Raw genomic sequence first — 23,345 nt, 5'->3', positions numbered from 1 at the left:
AATTTGAAAATAAAAAAGAAGAGGAAACTGAATTAGTCCCCTACTTCTCTTATCTTATTAGTTCATAGATACGTGAACGTGGTCATAGTGGTTTTCTGTTACGCTTCCACGGTCTGGCATTGGATTCCAAGTGTAGGCTGGTCCATATTTACTTGGGAATGGTGCATAGAAACGTTGTTTCCAGATAACATAACTGATTCCACGGCTAGCCATGTTCTGAATCGCATACTCAGCAACCTGATCTCCAAGAGCTGAGCTAACTGGAACCATGAAGTCAATCGCTAGACCTTTTCCGTGGTCACCTGGATCTCCTGGACGGTAACCACTAAATGACGTGATACCATATAACTTGGCAACTTCCTCTTTGAAAGCAGCTGTTTGTGGTTGAAGACCTGCATTTTCAGATTTTGTAGCTGCAATAGTTGCATAATCAGGAGCCGCTGGTGCCGCATAAGTTGGCGATGAAGCTTGGCTTGGTTCTGCCTGATAAGTTGTTGTTACTGGTTCAGCTTCTGTTGTTGCTGGCTCAGCTACAGTCGTTGTTTCTGCTACTGGTTCTTGCGCAACAGTCGTTGTTTCAGTTACTGGTTGAACTGTTGTTGCTGCAGTAACTGTTTCTTCTACTGGAGCTACGACTTCAGCTGCTACAGTTGAAGTCACTTCAGCTTCTACATCAGCTTGTGGAGTTGCTGCTTCAACTACAGTTTCTGTTTCTGCTACTGGTTTAGTCAAATCTTCAACTTGTACAGTTTGGTCATCTACGATTACTTGGTTCTTTTTCAAATCTGCTGTTGCACTTGCTACATCAGAACCTACTTCTTCTGGTGTATAGACCTCAACCCCTGTTACTTCTTCTTGTTCATTAACAATTGTAGTCAGTACAGTGTCTGGGAAAATCAAGTCAATATTCGTAATTTTGTTTAAGTTTGCAAGGACGTTTAAGTCTACTCCCAAAGCTTCTGCAATCGTGCTTAAGGTGTCTCCATACTTAATTGTATAACTTGTTTTATTTTCGTTTTTAGCAACATCGTTTTGAATTTGCTCAACTGTACGTGGTGACCATACAACTTCTTCTGCTTGAGCTGCCAAGGCAGGGGCAATTGATAAAGCTACCGTTGATGCCAAAATAATTCGTTTCTTCATACTATTCAAACTCCTTTTTCAATGTAGTACATGTCTATCATAACATAAAGAAAAGAGAAAAAAAGCCCTTTTGAGGCTATTTAACAAAACTGTTTAGACTCTGTAACAAACCACATTGATTGAAATAGTTTGTTAGATTTTTGTCATAAAGCTGACATATTGCTCCAGACATCATTGATTGCTCAAGAGAGTGATAATATCCTCTAATGCTCTTATTTGTTGGTTTCCTTCTTTATTACAACTAAAAAAATTCAGACTCTTTATTCCACTATTTAGTGCAAATTCTATATCCAAAAGGCGATCTCCTATGTAATAGGTGCGCTCTGGTTTTAAATGGTACTTGCTGATAAGGTAGGTCGCTGCTTCTGGACTTGGTTTACGAGCAAAACCGCTCTGGCTTGTCAAAATTTCTGTGAAACAAACATCCAAGCCCAAATCTCGTAAAATAGTCAAGGCATTATCGCTTTTGTGGGTGTATACAAATTGCTGAATTCCTTGCTGATTTGCCCAAGATAAGACTTCAAGCGCACCTGGCATCAAGATGACCTGGGCATTCTTTTCAGCCAAGCTATGAGCACGGACTTGATTGAGCTTATCAACATCCAAGCCTCTTTCTTCTGCCACTTGCACTAGTAAATCCTGGACAGAGTATTTCAAGATAAAAGCTCGAACTTTTTCCTTGTCAAAAGGAATGGAAAACTGTGCATAGGTCTCCTCAATTCCTGACAAAATAGCTTCATAGGAGTCCAATAAGGTCCCGTCTAAATCCCAAATAAAAGCCGTTTCTTGCATTTCTTATCCTTTCAATGTCATATAAGATTTATAACGAAAGCGTAGGAAAATCCAACGGAAACCATTATCCAAAATCGTTCCTGCCCAGATACCAGGCAATCCCCAACCAAGAACAATTCCCATCAGGTAACCAGTCCCAATACGGATGCACCACATTCCAATACTTGTCGCATAAAAGGGAAGTCGGGCATTTCCCAAACCTTGCCAGACAGCTGTATAAATGACCGTCCCCGTTGTCATAGGAGTCCCTAAAAGTGAAAAAAGAGTCACTAAAACACTGGCTTTGATAGCCACAGGATCGCTGGTGTAGAGATAGCTTAGTGGTGTCCCGAGAGCATAGATACTAAGCGTTAAAGGCAACATGAGAAAGAAAGACAACCAAAAAGTTTGCTTACTTAGTCTGTCCACCCTTGCCCAATCATTCTCTCCAACTGCTCGAGCTACCTGCATAACTGTTGCCGTGGCAACACCAAAGGCAGGCATGTAGTTGAACTGTGTCAAAACCTCACCAATAGCATTCCCCGCGACGGCCTCAGTTCCAAAGGAAACAACCAAGGCAATAATGACGACATCACCAGCCCTCATCATGAGACGTTCTCCAGCAGCAGGTAAAACCAAGGTCAATAAGTCTTTATCCAGTCCCAAACTTGGCCTTGCATATGGAAGTTTTAATTGTGACCACAAAATTACAACCCCTACCAAACGAGACAAAATAGTCCCCCAAGCTACACCAGCTATTCCCATATCAAGGATAAAAATAGCGACACTTGAAAAAAGGATATTTAAAGCATTTGATAAAAAACTAACATAAAGCGGAAGTCGAGGATTGTGGGTAGCGCGAATCAAAGCCCCAAAACTAGTCATAAAGCCCAAGAGAACAATTGAACCACCCACCAATGATAGGTAAAGTCCACCGCTCTCAGCAACAGCCGCTTCTGTGCCTAAAAGACCTATCATCTCTCGACCTGCAAAGATGGATAAGACTCCTAAAACCAAGCTCAGTAGTAAGGTAATCTTAAGTGCTTCTGTTACGTGATAGGCTAGCCTAGACTGGTCCTTCTGTCCCAAACTTTTGGAAATGACACTGGAAATGGCTGCTCCCAAGGCAATAAAAATAGCCTGATAAATAGTGATAATGTTTCCAGCTACAGACACACCCGAAATGGCGATCAAACCAAGGTTAGCTACCAGATAACTGTCCACCATTCCCATGAGCATCTGCAAGAAATTTTCACCCATGGCTGGCAGAGCAATGTTGAGAATATCCTTATTTTTCTTAAACAATCCTTCCTCCTGATGAAAAGAAACTCAGTTAGTTTCCCAACCGAGTTTACTTCCTCTCTTTTAAAGTCCTAGATAAGTTTCTACTGCAACCTGCATATCTGCTGCGGCAACAGTTGTCTTGTGACGAACTGGAGCTGTTTCAAGGCCATCCACTGCTGGTGGCAAGGCAACACCTGAAATCTCATGCAACTGAGCCAAGGCTTCAAAGTCGCTCAATCCTGATTTCCCTGTTACAGCTTCTACTGCAACTACTGGGAATTTGTATGGACTAGCTGTTGAAGCAATCACGGTCTTAGTCACATCACCAGTCGCTGCTTGATATTTTTTATATACGGCTGAGGCAACTGCTGTATGAGGGTCCTCAATATACGAATCAGCCTCATAAACACGCTTGATTTCTGCTGCCGTTTCTTCCTCAGTCGCATACTCTGCTGCAAAGAGGTCAAGAATCTCTGCATCAAAATCAGTCAACTCATATTGACCTTTGGTGTTCAAAGCAGTCATGAGTTCAGCTGTCTTAACCGCATCATTTCCCAAAAGATGGAAAATCAAGCGCTCCAAGTTTGAAGAGACCAAGATATCCATAGATGGACTAGTAGTTACCTTAAACTCACGCTTCTTGTCATAGACACGAGTTTTAAAGAAATCTGTCAAGACATTGTTGTCATTTGAAGCACAGATTAACTTGCCGACTGGTAGGCCGATTTGTTTAGCGTAAAAGGCAGCCAAGATATTTCCAAAGTTTCCTGTCGGTACGGTGAAGTTAACCTTATCACCAGCATTAATTTCGCCAGTTTTAACAAGTTGAGCGTAGGCATAAACATAATAGACAATCTGTGGGACCAAACGACCAATATTCATAGAGTTAGCTGATGAGAACTGGAGCTTGTTGGCTGCCAATTTCTCACGAAGAGCCACATCATTGAACATATGTTTCACATTAGTCTGTGCATCGTCAAAGTTTCCATCAATGGCGATAACATGAGTGTTTTCGCCCGTTTGAGTGGTCATTTGCAACTCTTGTACCTTGCTGACCCCGTCTTTTGGATAAAAGACGATAATCTCAGTACCAGGCACATCTGCAAAACCTGCCATAGCAGCCTTCCCAGTATCTCCAGATGTCGCTGTCAAGATGACAATCTTGTTTTCCAAACCGTGTTTCTTAGCTGCCGTTGTCATGAAGTAAGGCAAGATAGACAAGGCCATATCCTTAAAGGCGATGGTTGAACCATGGAACAATTCCAAGTTGTATTGACCATCAAGTTTGACAAGAGGGGCAATTGCCGGTGTATCAAACTTGCTGTCATAGGCGTTGGTGATACAGTAGTCCAACTCTTCTGCTGTAAAGTCATCCAAGAAAGCTGACAAGACAAGCTTAGCTACTTCTTGGTAAGAAGCGTCTTTTAATGTGTCAAAATCCAAATCCACCTTTGGATAGCTTACTGGAGTGAACAAGCCTCCATCTGTTGCCAAACCTTGCAAAATCGCCTGACTGGCTGTTACGGTATTTTTCGCATCACGCGTTGATTGATAAACTAATGTCATAAATCTCTATCCTTTATCTATAGTCTTATTCATTATAACATGATTTTTTAGAAAATTCTTCCTTTATAGGAAAATTATAGGCCCAATTCTTCTTTCAAAGGCACTAAATAAGCCATTTCGCTCTGACCTCTCATCTCAAGTCCTTGCTCTGCTATCGCTAGCAAGTCTTTGGAGAATTGGACAATCCCAACTGTTTCTTCATCTGTGAGTTGCTTCTTAGAAAACTGTCTTCTCAAAGACTTGTAGTCACGACCAAATCTCTCAAAGAAAGGTGCTGTTTCTAGGTAAGTTTCAAACTTGTCAAGATTCACCAACAAACCTAGATGAAAGGCTGCTGAAGCAAAGGTGCGGTCTAGCGGTTGTGTACAAACACTACGAAATTCAACAGTACCTCTTGTTGTCAAGTCTTGAAACTGGTAGCTACGGTGCGTTTGGAAATCCTTCTCTTGAGGGGCAAGCAGAGTCTCTTTCCCATTTATAGTATAAGCATGAATCTCATTAGTAGCTAGGTAATCTCTAGCTTGAATCGGAGAAAAATAATAGGTTTCTCCATCTCGTTCTGCTGTGAAAATCGCAGAATGGTCTAAATAATCAAAGAAATCATCCTCATCTTTAAAGAGTCTGGTATTGACACCAACATTCTCTGGATAAATCCCATGCATGGATTCTTCCCAAAAAATATCTCGTGAAATCTGGGTGTCCCAGTCTGCTCCAGAAAACTCAGAATTGGCAAATAAGAAAGCTTTGGCTGACTCAATCTGAGTGAAAGCATTGATGACACGTAGGTAGTTAGCGGTCGAAACATCCAACTGGACTTGACTCCCGCAGATGAAAGCTCCGTATTGTGGAAAGTCATGTAAATGCGCACTTTCTTGGTGACTCCCCATACGCAGATAATCCATCAGCATCTGATAGCGTATATAAGCTACAGGTCGATTGTCATTTTGATTCCAGTTTGGGTGAATCCCCCAACCCTGGATAGCATGGTGCTTTTCTCCTAGTTTTCTTTGGATTACCTTCATATAGGCCTGAAAACGTCCTTCAACCTCTTGGATATTCTGAGCCCTACCAAAAGCAAACTCCAAGGTCGTGTAGGAAACCTCAAATAAAATACGATCTTGACTGATTGGTTCTACAAGTTGAATTGGATTGCCCTCTTCATCCAATCTTTCAACTTCTAAATCTAGAGCTTCTACTAAGAATCGCATTAATTCCTTGCTAACTTCAATATTAGTAGGATTTCCACCTATATGGACGATAGGAAACTCCAACTCAATACCGATGTAGAGATCCGGATTTTCTTTAATATGTTTTAAATAACGATTTTTTAATAACTGGATGGAAGGGGACATAAACACCTCTCACTCTAAATTTTCTAACCAGAAAAATAAATTACTATCTATTATACCAAAAACTGAATCAGAAGCATCTTGAAAAATATCTTTCCTAATTTTAATAAGACATTTAAAACTTTTATACTAATTTTTATACTATTATTTTTATCTTATATTCAAATACATTGATATATCAATGTTTTAAAAGTAAACATTTTCACAAATTTTTGAAAGTTTAGTATAAGTAGTTGATTTTTTTATGAAAACGATTTATACTTAAATAGTCTTAAAGTTTTCTTAAACTACGAGTCAAACATTTTATAAGGAGGAATGACAATAATGAGTATCGGAATCATTATTGCGAGCCACGGTGAATTTGCCGCTGGTATTCATCAGTCAGGATCTATGATCTTTGGTGAACAAGAAAAGGTTCAAGTTATAACCTTTATGCCAAACGAAGGTCCAGACGATTTATACGCGAAGTTCAATAATGCTGTGGCTGCATTTGACGCAGAAGATGAGGTTCTAGTCTTGGCTGACCTTTGGAGTGGGTCTCCATTTAACCAAGCTAGCCGCGTGATGGGAGAAAACCCTGAACGTAAATTTGCCATCATCACAGGACTTAACTTACCGATGTTAATCCAAGCCTACACAGAGCGCCTAATGGATGCTGCGGCTGGCGTGGATAAAGTCGCTGCGAACATCATTAAAGAAGCCAAAGATGGCATCAAGGCTCTTCCAGAAGAGTTAAATCCAGCTGAGGAAGTTGCAACTACTGAAGCTGCGCCTGTAGTCCAAGCTGCTATCCCAGAAGGGACTGTTATCGGAGACGGTAAATTGAAAATCAATCTTGCGCGTCTCGACACACGTCTTCTTCACGGACAAGTCGCAACTGCTTGGACACCAGATTCAAAAGCTAACCGTATCATCGTTGCTTCAGATAACGTTGCTAAAGATGACCTTCGTAAAGAATTGATCAAACAAGCAGCTCCAAACGGAGTGAAGGCTAACGTTGTTCCAATCCAAAAATTGATTGAAGTTGCTAAAGACCCTCGTTTTGGTGAAACACACGCCCTTATCTTGTTTGAAACACCTCAAGATGCTCTTCGTGCTATCGAAGGCGGTGTGCCTATCAAGACTCTTAACGTTGGATCAATGGCTCACTCAACTGGTAAAACAATGGTCAACAACGTATTGTCAATGGACAAAGACGACGTTGCTACATTTGAAAAAATGCGTGATCTCGGTGTTGAATTTGACGTACGTAAAGTACCAAACGACACTAAGAAAGATTTGTTTGATTTAATCAAAAAAGCTAACGTTCAATAATCAAAATCTACTTCTAAGGAATCATTAGAAGAATGATAATACTCTTCATTATAATTAAATAGAAAAGGAATAAAACCATGTCAGATATTTCAATTATTTCTGCTATCTTGGTCGTATTTGTTGCCTTCCTTGCAGGTCTTGAAGGTATCCTCGACCAATTCCAATTCCACCAACCAATCGTCGCATGTACCCTTATCGGTCTTGTAACTGGTAACCTCGAAGCAGGGGTTATGCTTGGTGGATCACTTCAAATGATTGCTCTAGGTTGGGCAAACATCGGTGCTGCCGTAGCTCCTGACGCTGCCCTTGCCTCTGTTGCCGCTGCAATCATCATGATTAAAGGTGGTAACTTTACTACTGAAGGTATAGCAGTGGCAACTGCAACTGCAATCCCTCTTGCCGTAGCTGGACTTTTCTTGACTATGATTGTTCGTACAATTTCAGTCGCCTTGGTTCACACTGCTGATGCTGCCGCTAAAGAAGGTAACATTGCAGCTGTTGAGCGCGCTCACTACTTTGCCCTTATTCTTCAGGGTCTTCGTATCGCTGTTCCTGCAGCCTTCCTTATCGCTATCCCAGCTTCTGCTGTTCAAGACGCTCTTGGTTTAATGCCAGACTGGTTGAACGGTGGTATGGCTGTTGGTGGTGCCATGGTCGTTGCCGTTGGTTACGCTTTGGTTATCAACATGATGGCAACTCGTGAAGTATGGCCATTCTTCGCTATCGGTTTTGCTCTTGCAGCAATCTCTCAATTGACTTTGATTGCCCTTGGTGTCATCGGTGTTGCCCTTGCCTTCATCTACCTCAACCTTTCAAAACAAGGTGGAAACGGTGGCGGAGGAGCTGCAACTTCTAACGATCCAATCGGTGATATCCTAGAAGACTACTAGAAAGGGGAACAATCATGGCTGAAAAAATTCAATTATCAAAATCAGATCGCCAAAAAGTTTGGTGGCGTTCACAATTCCTTCAAGGTTCATGGAACTACGAACGTATGCAAAACTTGGGTTGGGCTTACTCTTTGATCCCAGCTATCAAGAAACTTTATACAACTAAAGAAGATCAAGCTGCTGCTCTTGAGCGTCACCTTGAATTCTTCAACACTCACCCATACGTGGCTGCTCCAATCATGGGGGTTACTCTTGCACTTGAAGAAGAACGCGCAAACGGTACAGAAATCGATGACGCTGCTATCCAAGGTGTTAAGATCGGTATGATGGGACCTCTTGCTGGTATCGGTGACCCAGTCTTCTGGTTTACAGTTCGTCCGATCCTTGGTGCCCTTGGTGCATCACTTGCTGCAACTGGTAACATCGTTGGACCACTTCTCTTCTTCTTTGGATGGAATGCAATCCGTATGTCATTCCTTTGGTATACACAAGAGTTTGGTTACAAAGCTGGATCTGAAATCACTAAAGACATGTCAGGTGGTATCTTGAAAGACATCACTAAGGGTGCATCTATCCTTGGTATGTTCATCCTTGCCGTTCTTGTACAACGTTGGGTATCCATCAACTTCACTATCAACCTTCCAGGTAAACAACTGTCAGAAGGTGCCTACATCAACTTCCCAGAAGGTGCTGTTACAGGTGGAGAATTGAAGGGAATCCTCGGCCAAGCACTTAGTGGTATGAGCTTGGATAGCGTTCAACCACAAACACTTCAAGGTCAGTTGGACTCATTGATTCCAGGATTGATGGGACTTCTCCTTACTTTCCTTTGCATGTGGTTGCTTAAGAAAAAAGTATCTCCAATCACAATCATCCTTGCCCTCTTTGCAGTTGGTATCGCAGCTCGTTTCTTCGGTATCATGTAATCTCGGCGAGAATGTACAAACAAAAAAAGAATCAGGTTTATCACCTGATTCTTTTTTATTTTCAATTATTCTGCCAAGGCACCCATTGGATCCCATGGTGCAAGCACGATTGGTTCTGCTTCATAAGCAGCTTGTTCTTCTGCTGTCAGCAATTCTTTACGAACAACGATTTGGTAAGTGTATTCGTCCATCCAAGCATCTGAGGCAACAAAGTAACCATCTGTACCGACCTTGTCTCCCCATGAATTTTCAACTTTCCACTTAGTTGATTTACCATTTTCATCCAAATCAACACCTGTCAAGACCATAGCGTGGGTCATCAAGCTTTCGCTGTAGTCCAAACGTCCTGCCTTGTCTTGAGTGAGTTGAATGTCCATACTTGATTCAAAGTCATAAACATCTGTCGCAAGGATTCCTGCTTTACGGTTGCTGAGCTGGCCGACATCTGAACCAAACCAGACAGTTTCTCCTGTTTGCATTTGGGCAATGGCCAATTCTTTCAAGCGTTCCATCGGTACGTTGATGTAGCGAACTGCACGGCTACCAACAACATTTCCCAACATCTCAACTGTGTAAGATCTACCGTAAGGTTTATCAGCAGTTGGAGCATTGATCACAGAAACATAGTCTTCTAGTGGAAGGTCAACGTATTTCTTGTAAAATTCTTGTGGCGTGATGCCTTTTTCGCTTTGGTAGTTGTTATCCTTATCGCGATAAGCAAAGTTAAACTGACGTGGTGGGAGACCTAGTGACATGGCAAGGAAATTAAAGATTTCTTGCAAGAGGTCTTCTTTCTTAGCTTGAACAGTCGCTTGGTCAGCGCCAGAAGCCAAGAGGTCACGCAAGATTTGAGCATCTTGACGAAGCAATTTGTTAAGGATTGCATTGAGCTCACGGCTGCTGCTAGATGAAACAGATTCTGGATAAACAGACTTAGGTACGACACCGTATTTTTCAAAGAGAGCTACTACCATATCCCACTGTCCACCGTCTTGTTGTGGAGTTTGGAGTAGGAAGCTAACCTTACGGCTGGTCAATTCTTGATCTGCAATCGCAATCACTTGCTCCAAGAACCAGTTAGACTTTTCATACTTGTCCCAGAAGAAGGTGTGAGCTTGTGACAATTCAAAGTTTTCAAGTTTGTATTGAGAGATGAGCTTGTGGCGGAAAGTATTGAGAGCCGCAAACATCCAGCAACGACCAGATGCTTTCTGGTTAGTGACCTTGTCCTTAGTCAAATCAAGTGAGAAAACAGGTGTGTTGTCTACATGACTCTGACGACGCTCAAGGGCTGCAAAAATACCGTTATGGCTAGCAGCATTTTCGATAGCTTGGTATTTAACATTTGCTTTATAATTAGCAAATAATTTATCTGTAAATGATTCTTGAATCGCGTTCATAAAATCCTCCTTTATTCTTACTGTCTATTATAACTCTTTTCACAAAGGAAGCAACCAAAAACTGAAAAAGGCAGGGATATTCTACCTACCTTTTGCTATTATTTAGTTTACTTAACACTCTCAAGCAAGCCTTCTAGTTCTTCCTTACTTAGGCGACGCCATTCTCCAGGTTTCAAATTTTCATCTAAGGTTAAAATTCCCATATTCAGACGCTGCAAGTCCACCACTTCCTTGCCACAATAAGCTACCATACGTTTAACCTGGTGGAATTTCCCCTCTGCAATAGTCACACGAACCAGACTTTGATTCTTTTCTGCATCCATTGACACAAGTTCCAGTTTGGCAGGCTGACAGGTAAAGTCCTTGAGCGGAATTCCCTTGGCAAATGTCTCAATGTCTTCATCCGTCATGATTCCATCAACCTGCGCCAGATAGATCTTATCCACATGGCGTTTAGGCGAAAGAAGAGCATGGGCCAACTGGCCATCATTGGTCAAGAGCAAGAGTCCATGCGTATCAATATCCAAACGTCCTACTGGGAAAACTTCCTTTGAACGAGCTAAGTCATCCAACAAATCCAATACAGTCTTGTGTTTGGGATCTTCAGTCGCTGAGATAACCCCCTGGGGCTTGTTCATCATATAGTAGACAAACTCTTCATAGTGTAAAACTTGCCCATCAAAGCAAATCTCATCTGACTCTTCATTAATTTGCAGTTTGGCAGATTTTTCCTTTTTGCCATTGACCGTCACGCGCCCAGCCTTTAGAAAGTTTTTAACCTCCGTCCTGCTACCGACAGCGCAGGCTACTAAAAATTTATCTAATCTCATAGGGCTATTATATCATGAAAAAGCATAGACTTAGAACAAAAAAAGCCGCCTGATTGGGCGACTTAATTTTTTTATAGGGAGATTATTATGAAAAAGTTTTAGGAGTTTAAGTTAAGTTCTTTTTAACTTATGAGATAAGTATACAACCCCTAACTTAAAGTTTCCTTAAGATATTTTAAATTTGAGATTTTCCCATTTTTCTTGCCAATTTTTCTTAGATAAACGCTTTTGATAGAGCTTCATTCGGTCTTGATTTTCTAAAAAATGAGGAGTTGGACGAACCTGAAAGTTCAAAACATCCTCCAAACCATAAGGCGCAAAGAGCTCTAAAGTTGCGTCAGTATGCAAGCGAAGTCCTACTGCCGTACAACGTTCAGGATATTTACTTATGGCATCACAGGAATTCACATACGGTTCCGTATGGGGACTATGCTGGTGCATATAGACTTGATTTTTCAGCTCCCACTGATACTGGGGAAAGTCCTCTCTCAACTTGTTCTCTATAGCCAACGTTTCTTCATAACTCACATCTGGGTCAAAGAAAATCACATCCACATCCGTTTCACGGTCAAAGGCTGGTTTATCGGACAAAAGATTCCAGATAAAATTTCGGACCGAACCAGCTGCCAACCAGGAATCTTTCAATTCCAGGTCACGGATGATAGTCAGAATAGCCATCATATCATGATTTTCTCTAAAAAAATCTAAGATTTCAATCTTATTTTTCAATGTATTCATACCCTAAATGTTCATAGGCCTTAGCAGTCGCGACCCGTCCTGAACGAGTTCGCATGATAAAGCCTTTCTGGATCAGGTAAGGTTCATACATATCCTCTACCGTCTCACGCTCTTCAGCAATATTTACCGAAAGTGTTCCTAAACCGACAGGACCGCCACCGTACATTTCAATCATGGTGCGGAGAATTTTCTGGTCTACATAGTCCAAACCTTCATGGTCTACATCCAGCATGGTCAAAGCCTTATCCGTAATCACATCATCAATCAAGCCATCGCCCATAATCTGTGCAAAGTCGCGCACGCGCTTGAGGAGACGATTGGCGATACGAGGAGTTCCACGGCTACGTAAAGCCAACTCCGAAGCTGCCTCATGGGTAATTTCCATTTCAAAGATATCTGCCGTCCGCTCGACAATCTCTGTCAAGTCGTCATGGGTATAGTATTCCATGTGACCAGTAATTCCAAAACGAGCTCGGAGAGGATTTGAAAGCATCCCTGCTCGTGTCGTCGCCCCAATCAAGGTAAACGGAGGCAAGTCTAGATGAACGCTACGGCTAGCTTCCCCTGCTCCAATCATGATGTCGATGTAGAAGTCTTCCATGGCACTATATAGCACCTCTTCTACCGACATGGGCAAGCGATGAATCTCGTCAATAAAAAGAACATCTCCTGGCTCCAAGTCATTCAAAATCGCTACTAAATCACCAGCTTTTTCGATAACGGGACCAGACGTCTGTTTGAGATTAACTCCCAATTCATTGGCAATGACAAAGGCCATGGTTGTTTTCCCGAGACCTGGAGGACCAAACAAAAGAACATGGTCCAGCGCCTCATCACGCATTTTTGCTGCCTCGATAAAGATTTGAAGCTGATCCTTGACCTTGTCTTGTCCGATATATTCACGTAAATATTGGGGACGGAGGGTACGTTCTACCAACTCCTCATCGCCCATGATTTCATTATCTAAAATTCTACTCATGTTCCTATTATAGCAAAAATCTAGTAGACAAACAAAAAAGCCACCTGATTGGGTGGCTTCTTTAGGGAGATTATTATGAAAAAGAAAAGTTTAGGATTTCTATTAAATAAAGTTAGGAGGTCTTTACTTAATGATTACATGATACATGAGTAAACTTAAAGTTAACTTAACCTATAATTTTTATTTTTTTGCTAGATATTTTAACTACTACCAGCCAAAGCAGAAAAGTTAGGAGGCAGATACTCACCACTATTAAGTATGTTTCTTCCTTTGTTAAAAGGTTCTGCCAATTAAGCCGGATTCCTAATTTTTCTTGAAACTCTTCTAATAAGCTACTATTCCCCATAAATGTAGTTTCTAATTGCTCCTTCATTAAGACCTGTCTATAGAGAGAAGCAAGATAGGTAGCCGGTGTGCACTTCATGAGAACTTGAGCGAAATTAGGAAGAATTCCCATTGGTACATAAGTTCCTACTAAAAATCCTGAAGCTGTACCTACAATGGTAGCCAATTTACCCAGACTATCTACTGACTGGAAATGATAAATCAAGAGTACATTTACCAATGTTGAAAGGAGACTACTTAGTAGCATGATTAAACTTATTTCAAATAGCTTACTCATAGCTGGAATTTCTTGAAAATAAAGGCTCATAACAATAAGCATAAAGGCTTGCATAACAAAGGAAATGATAAGGCTACTAATAAGATAAGACAGTTGCATGCCCCAGCTCCCTAAGTCTGTCAAAAAGAGATCCTGATCCACTTGATTTTCACGGTCTTGTACCATCTGGGTCAAAGCTGTAAAACTGGTTGTAATCCCAGTCACAGCCAAGGTTCCGCCCATCAGCCAGTTATTTAAAAGGCTCTTATTATCAGGAAGTTGAGACCAGGCATCCATCAAATTTTTCTGCAAAAAAATGATATAGAGTAGAAAGGAAATCAAAGCTCCTAGTAATGAGAAAAAGACTCCTGAACGATTACGAAAATACAACAAAAAATCACGTTTTAATAAGGCTAACATTAGCGCACCTCTCTTCCTGTAAGGGCTATGAAGGCATCATCCATAGTTCCTGGACGAAATTCAAAGCCAGCAATCTTCTCACGAACTTGAGTCAAATAATCAATAGCTTCCAATTGGCTCTTAGGATAAAGACTATACTCAAACTCATTTTCCTTTTCCACAGGCATATTTTTAGGTAAGAATTTCTCCACCTGCTTGTCTTTAAAACAAATTTTTAAAAGATTGGAAGCGTACTCACTTTTAATCTCAGCAGCAGAACCTTGGGCAATGACCTTTCCATGATCTATAATATAAAGTTGATCTGCCTCATCTGCTTCATCCAGATAATGAGTCGTTAAGATAATGGTCATCCCTTCATCTCTTTGTAGACGATACAATAAATCCCAAATGGATTTGCGAGTCTGAATATCTAGTCCAGTCGTAGGCTCATCTAGAAATAAAATATCGGGATTGGATAGGAGAGCCCGAGCAATGTCAGCTCGACGTTTCTGTCCTCCTGATAAAGTTCCATAAAGTTGTTTCTGAAAAGCAGTCAACCCTAGTTGATTGATTAAATCTTCCACACGACCACCTTTAATCCCCTTATACTGCTGGGCTCGAATGGTTAGGTTTTCTTTGACTGTCAACTTTTCATCCAATACACTTGCTTGAAAAACAACTCCAATCCTAGTATTGGGCGCATAGATGATTTGACCATTAGTAGCTCGTTTAAGTCCGATTAACATTGAAATCGTGGTCGATTTGCCAGCCCCATTAGGTCCTAAGATTGCATTAAAACTCCCTTTTTTAAACTCTAAATTTATATTTCTAACTGCTATATGGTCTCCATAGTTCTTAGTGAGACCTTTTGCTTGTAAAATCATATTTCCTTCCTCCTTTTCACACTCTCAGTTTAACAAAAAGGAAAAAGAAAAAATACACTTTGGAGCTATGTGGTCGAAATGGATGATTATGTGGTCAATTCTACCTTAAAACTTCTGCATTTGAACACAAAAAAAGCCACCTGATTTGGTGGCTTCTTTAGGGAGATTATTATGAAAAAGAAAAGTTTAGGATTTCTATTAAATAAAGTTAGGAGGTCTTTATTTAATAACTATATGATATAAGACAATACTTAAAATTAGCTTAAGTGAAAAAATTATTTTAATTTTTTTCGATCCACCCAAATCATTCCTGTACAATCATAAGTAGATAAGGTTTCAAACCCCAGAGAACGGTAAAACCTCAATGTTTTTTCTGTCTGTTCAGTCGCTAGTTGGATTTGGTAGGCATCCTTGTAGTCAGCTAAGGCTTCTTTCATCAAGTTACTACCAATTCCTTGGCGCTGATAGCTAGGCAAAACAATCAAATCCTGGACAAAAACGGATGAAAAACCATCTCCAACCAGACGCACTAAACCAACGATTTCCTCACCATCACGGGCAAGATAAGTCGCTAGCGAATGGGACAAGGCCTGCTCCAACATCTGAGGCTGATTGGTATAGTTTGTCCAACCAACTGCCTGATAGAGATGCAAAACGTCATCTAAAGTAACAACTCCTTGTTTTCTAACGGTAATCATATCTCCACCTCTTAGAGCTCTCTTAAGTTCTTGTACTGCTGCCCATTTTTATCAAAATTTTCAGGATGCAACCACGCTTCCAAGCGAGCTCTGACTTGAGGCCAGTCCTTATCGATCATGGACAACCAATCCGTATCTCTGGTGCGACCTTTATAGATAACAGCTTGGCGGAAGGTTCCCTCGTAGATAAAGCCCAAACGCTCTGCTGCTTTTCTAGAAGGTAGATTTAGCGCATCACATTTCCACTCATAACGGCGATAGTTAAGCTCTTCAAAGACATAACGAGCTAGGAGATATTGAGCCTCCGTCCCTATCCTCGTACCCTTAAGAGCAGGCGAAAAGGTGACGGCACCCACTTCTATTACTCGGTTATTCTGGTCAATGCGCATGAGAGAGAAAGTTCCCAATGCCTTGCCCGTTTCCTTGTCTATTATCGCATAGTAAAAACGGTCCTTACAAGCTAACATCTGATTTAAAAGGCTGACCAGTTCCTCCATATCTGCCACTGGCTCCTGAAAGAGATAGGTCCACATCTCTCGAGGAGTATCTGGACCATAAACAACCAGCAAATCCTCCGCATGCTTTTCTACTGACAAAGCTTCGATAATCGTATACTGTCCTTCTATCCGTACAAGTGAGGGCAAAACTCTGGGTGTGTCGTCTACAGGTTCACCAATCATCTGACCATATTCATTTACTGGCATAGCTTTCTCCTTGTCTCACTCTTATAAGTATAAAGATGTGAATAGTATATCACATCTCACAGGTAATATTCAAAAAATCCTCCAGAACTTAGCTCTGAAGGACTTTTAAATTTATTTTGTTACGATATTTACAAGCTTATTAGGTACACTAATTACTTTCACGATTTCTTTGCCATCAATCTCTGCTTTGACTTTTTCGTCAGCTAGAGCAATTTCTTGCAATTCTTCGCGTGAAAGGTCTTTGGCTACCATGAGTTTAGCACGGACTTTTCCTTTGATTTGGACGACGATTTCGATTTCGTCTTCAACCAATTTGCTTTCGTCCCATGTTGGCCAAGCTACATAAGAGATAGACTCGCCTGTTGCTGCCACTGTTTGCCAGAGTTCTTCTGCCAAGTGAGGCGCAAATGGGGCAATCAATTGGATAAAGCCTTTGGCGTAGTCCACATAGAGTTTGTCTTCCTTATTAGCAGCATTGACAAAGACCATGAGTTGGGCAATGGCTGTGTTGAATTTCATGGACTCGATTTGCTCAGTGACAGACTTAACAGTTTCGTTGTAAACCTTGTCTAGAGCGCCATTGTTTTCCGCAACGATTTCTTTACTTGTGATCAAACGGTAAACACGGTCAAGGAATTTACGACTTCCTTCCAGACCTTCTTCAGACCAAGCGATGGAAGCATCGAGTGGTCCCATGAACATTTCATAGACACGAAGGGTATCAGCACCGTATTGTTCCACCACATCGTCTGGGTTGACCACGTTCTTGAGAGATTTAGACATCTTAGCTGGTGCTTGCTCCAACTCTTCTCCTGTTTCCACATGGAAGAAGGAACCGTCACGTTTTTCAACCTTGTCAGTTGCCACAAGAGCTCCACGGTGGTCACGGTAGCTTGTTCCCAAGATCATTCCTTGGTTAAAGAGTTTTTGGAATGGTTCTTTGGTTGGAACGACACCGATATCATAGAGGAATTTGTGCCAGAAACGAGCGTAGAGCAAGTGAAGAACTGCGTGTTCTGCCCCACCCACGTAGATATCTACTGGTAGCCATTGTTTGAGAAGGTCCTCATCAGCTAATTTCTCAGTGTTGTGTGGATCGATATAGCGGAGGTAGTACCAGCTTGAACCTGCCCATTGTGGCATAGTATTAGTCTCACGACGACCTTTGACACCATCCTCACGAGTCACTTCCAGCCAGTCTGTCAAGTTAGCCAATGGGCTTTCTCCAGTACCTGAAGGGCGGATGTCCTTGGTTACTGGCAAGACAAGTGGGAGTTCACTTTCTGGAACAGCTGTTGAAGTTCCATCTTCCCAATGAATGATTGGGATTGGTTCACCCCAGTAACGTTGACGGCTAAAGAGCCAGTCGCGGAGACGGTAGGTAACCTTTTCTTGACCAAGGCCTTTTTCTTCTAGCCAAGATACGATTTTAGCAATCGCTTCTTCTTTGTTGAGACCGTTCAAAAAGTCAGAGTTGACGTGAAGGCCATCCTCCGTGTAAGCGGCCTCTTCAACGTTTCCACCTTCCAAGACTTCTACGATTGGAAGGTCAAATTGGTTAGCAAATTCCCAGTCACGTTGGTCGTGGGCAGGTACGGCCATAACAGCACCTGTTCCATAGCTAGAAAGAACATAGTCGGCAATCCAGATTGGAATTTCCTTGCCATTTACAGGGTTAATGGCATAAGCACCTGTCCAAACACCTGTTTTTTCTTTGGCAAGGTCTGTACGAGCCAAGTCTGACTTGAGGCTAGCTTGATGTTTGTAGTCAGCTACAGCCTCTGCTTGTTCTGGACTTGTGATGGAATCTACTAGTTCATGCTCAGGAGCTAAAACTGTGAAAGTTGCACCGAAAAGGGTATCAGGACGTGTCGTAAAGACAGTGAATTCCTTGTCTGTTCCTTTTACTTTGAAGGTTACATTGGCACCAGTTGATTTCCCGATCCAGTTGCGTTGCATATCCTTGATAGACTCTGGCCAGTCAAGATCATCCAAGTCATTGAGCAAGCGCTCAGCATAGGCAGTGATTTTGAGCATCCATTGGCGCATTGGTTTGCGGACAACGGGATAGCCACCACGTTCAGAGGTTCCGTCAGGGAGGACTTCTTCATTGGCGATAGCTGTTCCCAATTCTTCAACCCAGTTTACAGGGACTTCCGCTTCATAAGCTAAGCCTTTTTCGTAAAGCTTAGTAAAGATCCATTGCGTCCACTTATAGTAGTTTGGATCTGTCGTATTGACTTCACGGTCCCAGTCGTAAGAGAAACCAAGGGCATTGATCTGGCGTTTGAAGTTAGCAATGTTTTCTGCTGTAAATTCCGCTGGGTCATTCCCTGTATCCATAGCATATTGCTCAGCAGGCAAACCAAAAGCATCCCATCCCATTGGGTGAAGGACATTGTAGCCTTGGGCACGTTTGAAACGACTGAGGATATCTGTTGCTGTGTAGCCTTCTGGGTGTCCTACGTGAAGACCCGCTCCAGATGGGTAAGGGAACATGTCCAATGCATAAAACTTAGGTTTTGAAGCGTCGGTTCCCGTCTTAAAGGTATGATGGTCAGCCCAGTATTTTTGCCACTTAGGCTCGATTTCTTTATGATTGTAAAAACTCATGCTGTCTCTCCAATTTTCGTGATGCTCCTATTATACCATTTTTGAGGAAATTTGAAAGACGAGAAATGTTCTTTTAGACTTTGATAACAAAAAATACTGAGTCGCAAATCCAACTTATTTAAGAGGAAAAAATTATCTCCTAGTCGGAGCTAACTTCTATTGATTATTTGTCTCTTGTAGCTACCTCCCCTAACTTCTTTAACTCATATTTCCCATTTTAGATTTCTTTAAGGTTTTTATTATATGATGTAGAACTCTGTAATTAAAAACATTAGGTAAATAAACAGAGAATAATGTTCGTAAAAAGGGAGAAAATTATGAAAAAAACACTATCGCTTCTCTATTTCAGCTGGATATTTCTACTTTTGTCAGGATGTTCTTCAACAACAGAAGCTAAAACTAGCATTGAAAATGATACGGATAAGACTTTAGTTATCTATTCGCCTAACCCTGAAGATCTTATTGAAGAAACAATCCCAGCTTTCGAAGAAAAATATGGTATCAAGGTTGATTTAGTCCAAGCTAGTACTGGTGAATTATTCAAGAAAGCTGAGGCTGAGAAAGAAGCTCCTGTAGCCGATGTCATTTTCGGAGGTTCCTACGCACTCTTCTCTTCTAACGAAAAACTCTTTGAACCGTATACTTCCCAAGAAAACGACCAAATTATCCCTGAATACCAAAATAAAACCGGATTCTACACCCCTTACACACTTGACGTCAGTGTCATCATTGCCAATTCAGCTCTTACAAAAGACATTAAAATTGAAGGCTACAATGATCTACTCAATCCCAAATTAAAAGGAAAAATCGCTACTGCTGATCCAAGTAATTCTTCTAGTGCCTTTGCTCAATTAACAAACATGCTTGTGGATCAAGGGGGCTATGAAAATGAGCAAGCTTGGACATATGTGAAAAATCTATTTAGCTTAGTAGATGGGAAAATTGCTTCTAGTTCTTCAAATGTCTACAAATCAGTCGCTGACGGAGAAATGGCTGTCGGACTCACCTATGAAGATCCTGCCTTAAAACTCTTAAACGATGGCGTTGATGTAAAAGTCATTTATCCAAAAGAAGGAACCGTCTTTTTGCCTGGTAACGCAGCTATTATCAAAAATGCCAAGCACATGGAAAACGCTAAAAAATTTATCGATTTCCTTCTTTCTCAAGACATTCAGGATAAACTAGGAACTGAAACAACCATTAGACCCATTCGAAAAAATGCTAAAACCAATAAAAATATGAAATCAATGACCGAAATCAATATCGCCACTGAAGATTCTGATTACGTCATCCAAAATAAATCAGCTATTCTTAAAAAGTACAATGATATTTTCACTAATATTCAATCGAAACATTAAAAGAGGTTCACTATGAGTGAGATCAAAATTATTAACGCCAAAAAAATCTACCATGACATTCCTGTCATTGAGAATTTAAATGTTACGATTCCAAAAGGAAGTCTTTTCACCATTCTTGGACCTTCAGGTTGTGGAAAAACGACCCTTCTTCGAATGATTGCTGGTTTCAACAGTATTGACGGAGGAGAATTCTACTTTGACGATACTAAAATTAATAACATAGAACCTAGCAAACGTAACATCGGAATGGTATTCCAAAACTATGCGATTTTCCCACATTTGACAGTGCGTGATAACGTAGCATTCGGACTCAAGCAAAAGAAAGTTCCAAAAGACGAACTCATCAAACAAACTAATAAATATCTGGAACTAATGCAAATTGATCAATACGCAGATCGAAAGCCCGATAAGCTCAGTGGTGGACAACAACAACGTGTCGCCTTAGCACGTGCATTAGCTGTTAATCCAAGTGTTCTCCTCATGGACGAGCCACTTAGTAACCTGGATGCCAAACTTCGTCTAGATATGCGTCAAGCCATTCGTGAAATCCAACACGAAGTTGGTATTACAACTGTCTATGTAACTCACGACCAAGAAGAAGCTATGGCTATTTCTGACCAAATTGCCGTTATGAAAGATGGTGTTATTCAACAAATTGGTCGTCCAAAAGAGCTATACCACAAACCAGAGAACGAATTTGTCGCAACCTTTATTGGTAGAACAAACATCATCCCTGCCCGTTTAGAAAAGCAAGCTGATGGAGCGTACATCGTCTTTGAAGACGGCTACTCTCTTCGTATGCCAGTTCTTGATCAAGCTAAGGAACAAGCTGTTCTTGTAAGTATCCGTCCCGAAGAGTTTATCAAAGATGAATCTGGAGATATTGAAGGAATCATTTCCGATAGTGTTTATCTTGGACTCACCACTGAATATTTTGTAAAGACTGCATTTTCTTCAAAAATACAGGTCAGCGAAGAATCTACTTTTGAAGAAGATCTTCAAAAAGGGGATCGAATTCGTCTACGAATCAATACTCAAAAGTTAAATGTCTTTTCTGCAGATGGTTCGCGTAATCTTATTACAGGAGTTGGCTATGAAAGGTAAAAAACTAAATATTTGGACAGCCTCCTCATTCTTCATCTTTCTTACCTATCTTATTTTTCTTGTTTATCCAATTATTATTGTACTCAAGCAAGCGTTGATACATGAAGGTAGTTTCTCTTTAGAAAATTTTGTAACATTCTTTAGCAAATCTTATTATTCTGAGACACTCATTAATAGTTTCAAGGTTTCTGTAACTGCCACAATCACTTCTGTCGTTGTTGGTACCTTACTAGCTTATCTTTTTTCAATGTATGATTTCAAGGGAAAGAAATTTTTACAAATTTTGATTATCATCGCATCCGTGTCAGCTCCCTTTGTAGGTGCCTATTCTTGGATTCTACTTCTTGGTAGAAACGGAGTTATCACAAAATTTCTAACCAACACACTACATTTGCCTGGTTTTGATATCTACGGCTTTAAAGGTATTGTACTTGTCTTTACACTCCAACTTTTCCCTCTGGTATTCCTCTACGTAGCTGGAACCATGAAGAGTATCGACAACTCTCTCTTGGAAGCTGCTGAAAGCATGGGATCTTTCGGCTTTAAACGAATCGTAACAGTCGTTTTGCCTCTCCTAGTCCCAACTTTACTCGCAGCGGCTCTCCTAGTCTTTATGAGAGCTTTCTCAGACTTTGGTACTCCGATGCTGATTGGTGAGGGATATCGTACCTTCCCAGTATTGATCTATACTCAGTTTATCAGTGAAGTTGGAGGTAACTCAGCTTTCGCATCTGCCCTAGCAATCATGGCTATTACAATCGCCCTTTCTATCTTCCTCATCCAAAAGTACATTTCAAATCGTTTTAGCTTCAGTATGAACTCGCTTCATCCAATCGAACCTAAGAAAACGACAAAAGGAAAGATGGTTGCAATTTATGTGACTGTTTATGGCATTATCTTATTCTCTGTATTACCTCAAGTTTACTTGATTTATACATCATTCCTTAAGACATCCGGTATGGTATTTGTTAAAGGATACTCATTAAATAGTTATAAGACAGCCTTTAACCGTATGGGATCTGCTATTTTCAATACCATTCGCATCCCTCTACTTGCCTTGATTCTCGTTGTTGTCTTTGCGACCTTCATCTCATACCTTGCAGTTCGTAAGCGCAACCTATTTACGAATCTAATCGATAGTCTTAGTATGGTACCTTATATCATGCCAGGAACAGTTCTAGGTATTGCCTTTATCTCTTCATTCAATACAGGTATCTTCGGAAGTGGCTTCCTTATGATTACAGGAACAGCCTTCATCTTGATTATGTCCCTATCTGTCAGAAGACTTCCTTATACTATTCGCTCTTCAGTTGCTAGTTTGCAACAAATTGCTCCTAGTATCGAAGAAGCTGCCGAAAGTTTGGGAAGTAGTCGTCTCAATACCTTTACTAAAATCACAACCCCAATGATGCTTTCAGGTATCATTTCAGGAGCAATCCTATCATGGGTAACAATGATTTCAGAACTTTCTACTTCGATTCTCTTATACAATGTTAAAACTAGAACAATGACCGTAGCTATCTACACTGAAGTACTTCGTGGGAATTATGGTGTGGCAGCAGCCTTATCTACAATCCTTACTGTCTTGACAGTTACTTCCTTGTTATTGTTTATGAAGATTTCGAAAAACAACAGTATTACGCTCTAGTTTTTCTTCTAAAGACAGCCAAATTACTTATTGGCTGTTTTTTTATTCTCTCACAGTATTTTCTGAATTCTTCTCAAATCCAGCCATATTTTTTATAAGGTAGAACATAATCTGTTATATAGGTGCATGATGGGGCTTTTTATGGT

The 23,345-nt window shown here is 40.9% G+C and carries 20 protein-coding genes; 6 read left to right on the top strand and 14 right to left on the bottom strand.

The annotated features are described in order from the left end of the window. Nucleotides 1-57: 57 nt before the first annotated feature. The 5 genes from PAN07_RS07210 to PAN07_RS07190 form a co-directional block, all read right to left on the bottom strand. A complete protein-coding gene (locus PAN07_RS07210) occupies nt 58-1,143 on the bottom strand; it encodes a LysM peptidoglycan-binding domain-containing protein (protein WP_269797604.1) in 1,086 nt (361 codons plus the stop codon). A 171-nt stretch (nt 1,144-1,314) separates the two neighbouring features. After that, nucleotides 1,315-1,935 carry an HAD-IA family hydrolase gene (locus tag PAN07_RS07205; protein ID WP_269797603.1) on the bottom strand — a complete coding sequence of 207 codons (621 nt, stop codon included), beginning with the start codon at nt 1,933-1,935 and terminating at the stop codon, nt 1,315-1,317. A 3-nt stretch (nt 1,936-1,938) separates the two neighbouring features. Next, nucleotides 1,939-3,219, bottom strand: a complete 1,281-nt coding sequence (locus tag PAN07_RS07200; protein ID WP_269797602.1) for an MATE family efflux transporter — start codon at nt 3,217-3,219, stop codon at nt 1,939-1,941. Between the two features lie 60 nt (nt 3,220-3,279). After that, nucleotides 3,280-4,764: a threonine synthase gene (thrC, locus tag PAN07_RS07195; RefSeq protein ID WP_269797601.1), complete on the bottom strand. Its 1,485-nt coding sequence runs from the start codon at nt 4,762-4,764 to the stop codon at nt 3,280-3,282. Nucleotides 4,765-4,838: 74 nt separating this feature from the next. After that, nucleotides 4,839-6,116, bottom strand: a complete 1,278-nt coding sequence (locus tag PAN07_RS07190) for a gamma-glutamylcysteine synthetase (RefSeq protein ID WP_269797600.1) — start codon at nt 6,114-6,116, stop codon at nt 4,839-4,841. Nucleotides 6,117-6,437: 321 nt separating this feature from the next. Between PAN07_RS07190 and PAN07_RS07185 the strand changes: the two genes are divergently transcribed. From PAN07_RS07185 to PAN07_RS07175, 3 genes are all read left to right on the top strand, one after another. Then, nucleotides 6,438-7,427 (top strand): PTS sugar transporter subunit IIB, encoded by a 990-nt coding sequence (locus PAN07_RS07185; RefSeq protein ID WP_269797599.1) that lies wholly within the window; start codon nt 6,438-6,440, stop codon nt 7,425-7,427. A gap of 77 nt (nt 7,428-7,504) precedes the next feature. Next, a complete protein-coding gene (locus PAN07_RS07180) occupies nt 7,505-8,317 on the top strand; it encodes a PTS mannose/fructose/sorbose transporter subunit IIC (RefSeq protein WP_250307691.1) in 813 nt (270 codons plus the stop codon). A gap of 14 nt (nt 8,318-8,331) precedes the next feature. Further along, nucleotides 8,332-9,243, top strand: coding sequence for a PTS system mannose/fructose/sorbose family transporter subunit IID (locus PAN07_RS07175; RefSeq protein WP_269797598.1), 912 nt, complete (start codon nt 8,332-8,334; stop codon nt 9,241-9,243). A gap of 65 nt (nt 9,244-9,308) precedes the next feature. Here the strand turns inward: PAN07_RS07175 and pepC are convergent, their stop codons facing one another. The 9 genes from pepC to leuS form a co-directional block, all read right to left on the bottom strand. Further along, a complete protein-coding gene (pepC, locus tag PAN07_RS07170; protein WP_269797597.1) occupies nt 9,309-10,643 on the bottom strand; it encodes an aminopeptidase C in 1,335 nt (444 codons plus the stop codon). Between the two features lie 107 nt (nt 10,644-10,750). Then, nucleotides 10,751-11,473 (bottom strand): pseudouridine synthase, encoded by a 723-nt coding sequence (locus PAN07_RS07165; protein ID WP_269797596.1) that lies wholly within the window; start codon nt 11,471-11,473, stop codon nt 10,751-10,753. Nucleotides 11,474-11,638: 165 nt separating this feature from the next. Further along, the gene (locus tag PAN07_RS07160) at nt 11,639-12,211 is read right to left on the bottom strand and encodes a nucleotidyltransferase family protein (RefSeq protein ID WP_269797595.1); all 573 of its coding nucleotides are present in this window, start codon (nt 12,209-12,211) and stop codon (nt 11,639-11,641) included. Then, entirely contained in the window at nt 12,192-13,190 is a 999-nt protein-coding gene (gene ruvB, locus PAN07_RS07155) for a Holliday junction branch migration DNA helicase RuvB (RefSeq protein ID WP_006151318.1), read from the bottom strand. The genes PAN07_RS07160 and ruvB overlap by 20 nt, the downstream gene beginning before the upstream one ends. Before the next feature lie 166 nt (nt 13,191-13,356). After that, complete coding sequence (locus PAN07_RS07150) at nt 13,357-14,211, bottom strand: ABC transporter permease (protein WP_269797594.1); 855 nt, start codon at nt 14,209-14,211, stop codon at nt 13,357-13,359. Next, nucleotides 14,211-15,074 (bottom strand): ABC transporter ATP-binding protein, encoded by an 864-nt coding sequence (locus PAN07_RS07145; RefSeq protein WP_269797593.1) that lies wholly within the window; start codon nt 15,072-15,074, stop codon nt 14,211-14,213. The genes PAN07_RS07150 and PAN07_RS07145 overlap by 1 nt, the downstream gene beginning before the upstream one ends. Before the next feature lie 275 nt (nt 15,075-15,349). Next, the gene (locus tag PAN07_RS07140; RefSeq protein WP_269797592.1) at nt 15,350-15,772 is read right to left on the bottom strand and encodes a GNAT family N-acetyltransferase; all 423 of its coding nucleotides are present in this window, start codon (nt 15,770-15,772) and stop codon (nt 15,350-15,352) included. Nucleotides 15,773-15,783: 11 nt separating this feature from the next. Further along, nucleotides 15,784-16,476 (bottom strand): GNAT family protein, encoded by a 693-nt coding sequence (locus PAN07_RS07135; RefSeq protein WP_269797591.1) that lies wholly within the window; start codon nt 16,474-16,476, stop codon nt 15,784-15,786. Nucleotides 16,477-16,587: 111 nt separating this feature from the next. Beyond that, complete coding sequence (leuS, locus tag PAN07_RS07130) at nt 16,588-19,089, bottom strand: leucine--tRNA ligase (RefSeq protein ID WP_269797590.1); 2,502 nt, start codon at nt 19,087-19,089, stop codon at nt 16,588-16,590. 317 nt (nt 19,090-19,406) lie between these two features. On the opposite strand from leuS, the gene PAN07_RS07125 reads away from it, so the two are divergent. Genes PAN07_RS07125 through PAN07_RS07115 form a run of 3 tightly spaced genes read left to right on the top strand, consistent with a single transcriptional unit; the run spans nt 19,407 to nt 23,199 of the window. Continuing rightward, complete coding sequence (locus tag PAN07_RS07125; RefSeq protein ID WP_269797589.1) at nt 19,407-20,447, top strand: ABC transporter substrate-binding protein; 1,041 nt, start codon at nt 19,407-19,409, stop codon at nt 20,445-20,447. 12 nt (nt 20,448-20,459) lie between these two features. Then, a complete protein-coding gene (locus PAN07_RS07120) occupies nt 20,460-21,551 on the top strand; it encodes an ABC transporter ATP-binding protein (protein WP_269797588.1) in 1,092 nt (363 codons plus the stop codon). Continuing rightward, a complete protein-coding gene (locus PAN07_RS07115; RefSeq protein WP_269797587.1) occupies nt 21,541-23,199 on the top strand; it encodes an iron ABC transporter permease in 1,659 nt (552 codons plus the stop codon). Before PAN07_RS07120 ends, PAN07_RS07115 begins: the two co-directional genes overlap by 11 nt. The last annotated feature ends 146 nt before the right edge of the window (nt 23,200-23,345 follow it).

The sequence above is a fragment of the Streptococcus sp. SM5 genome, from assembly GCF_027497975.1.
This window is presented reverse-complemented; position numbering and strand designations above follow the sequence as displayed.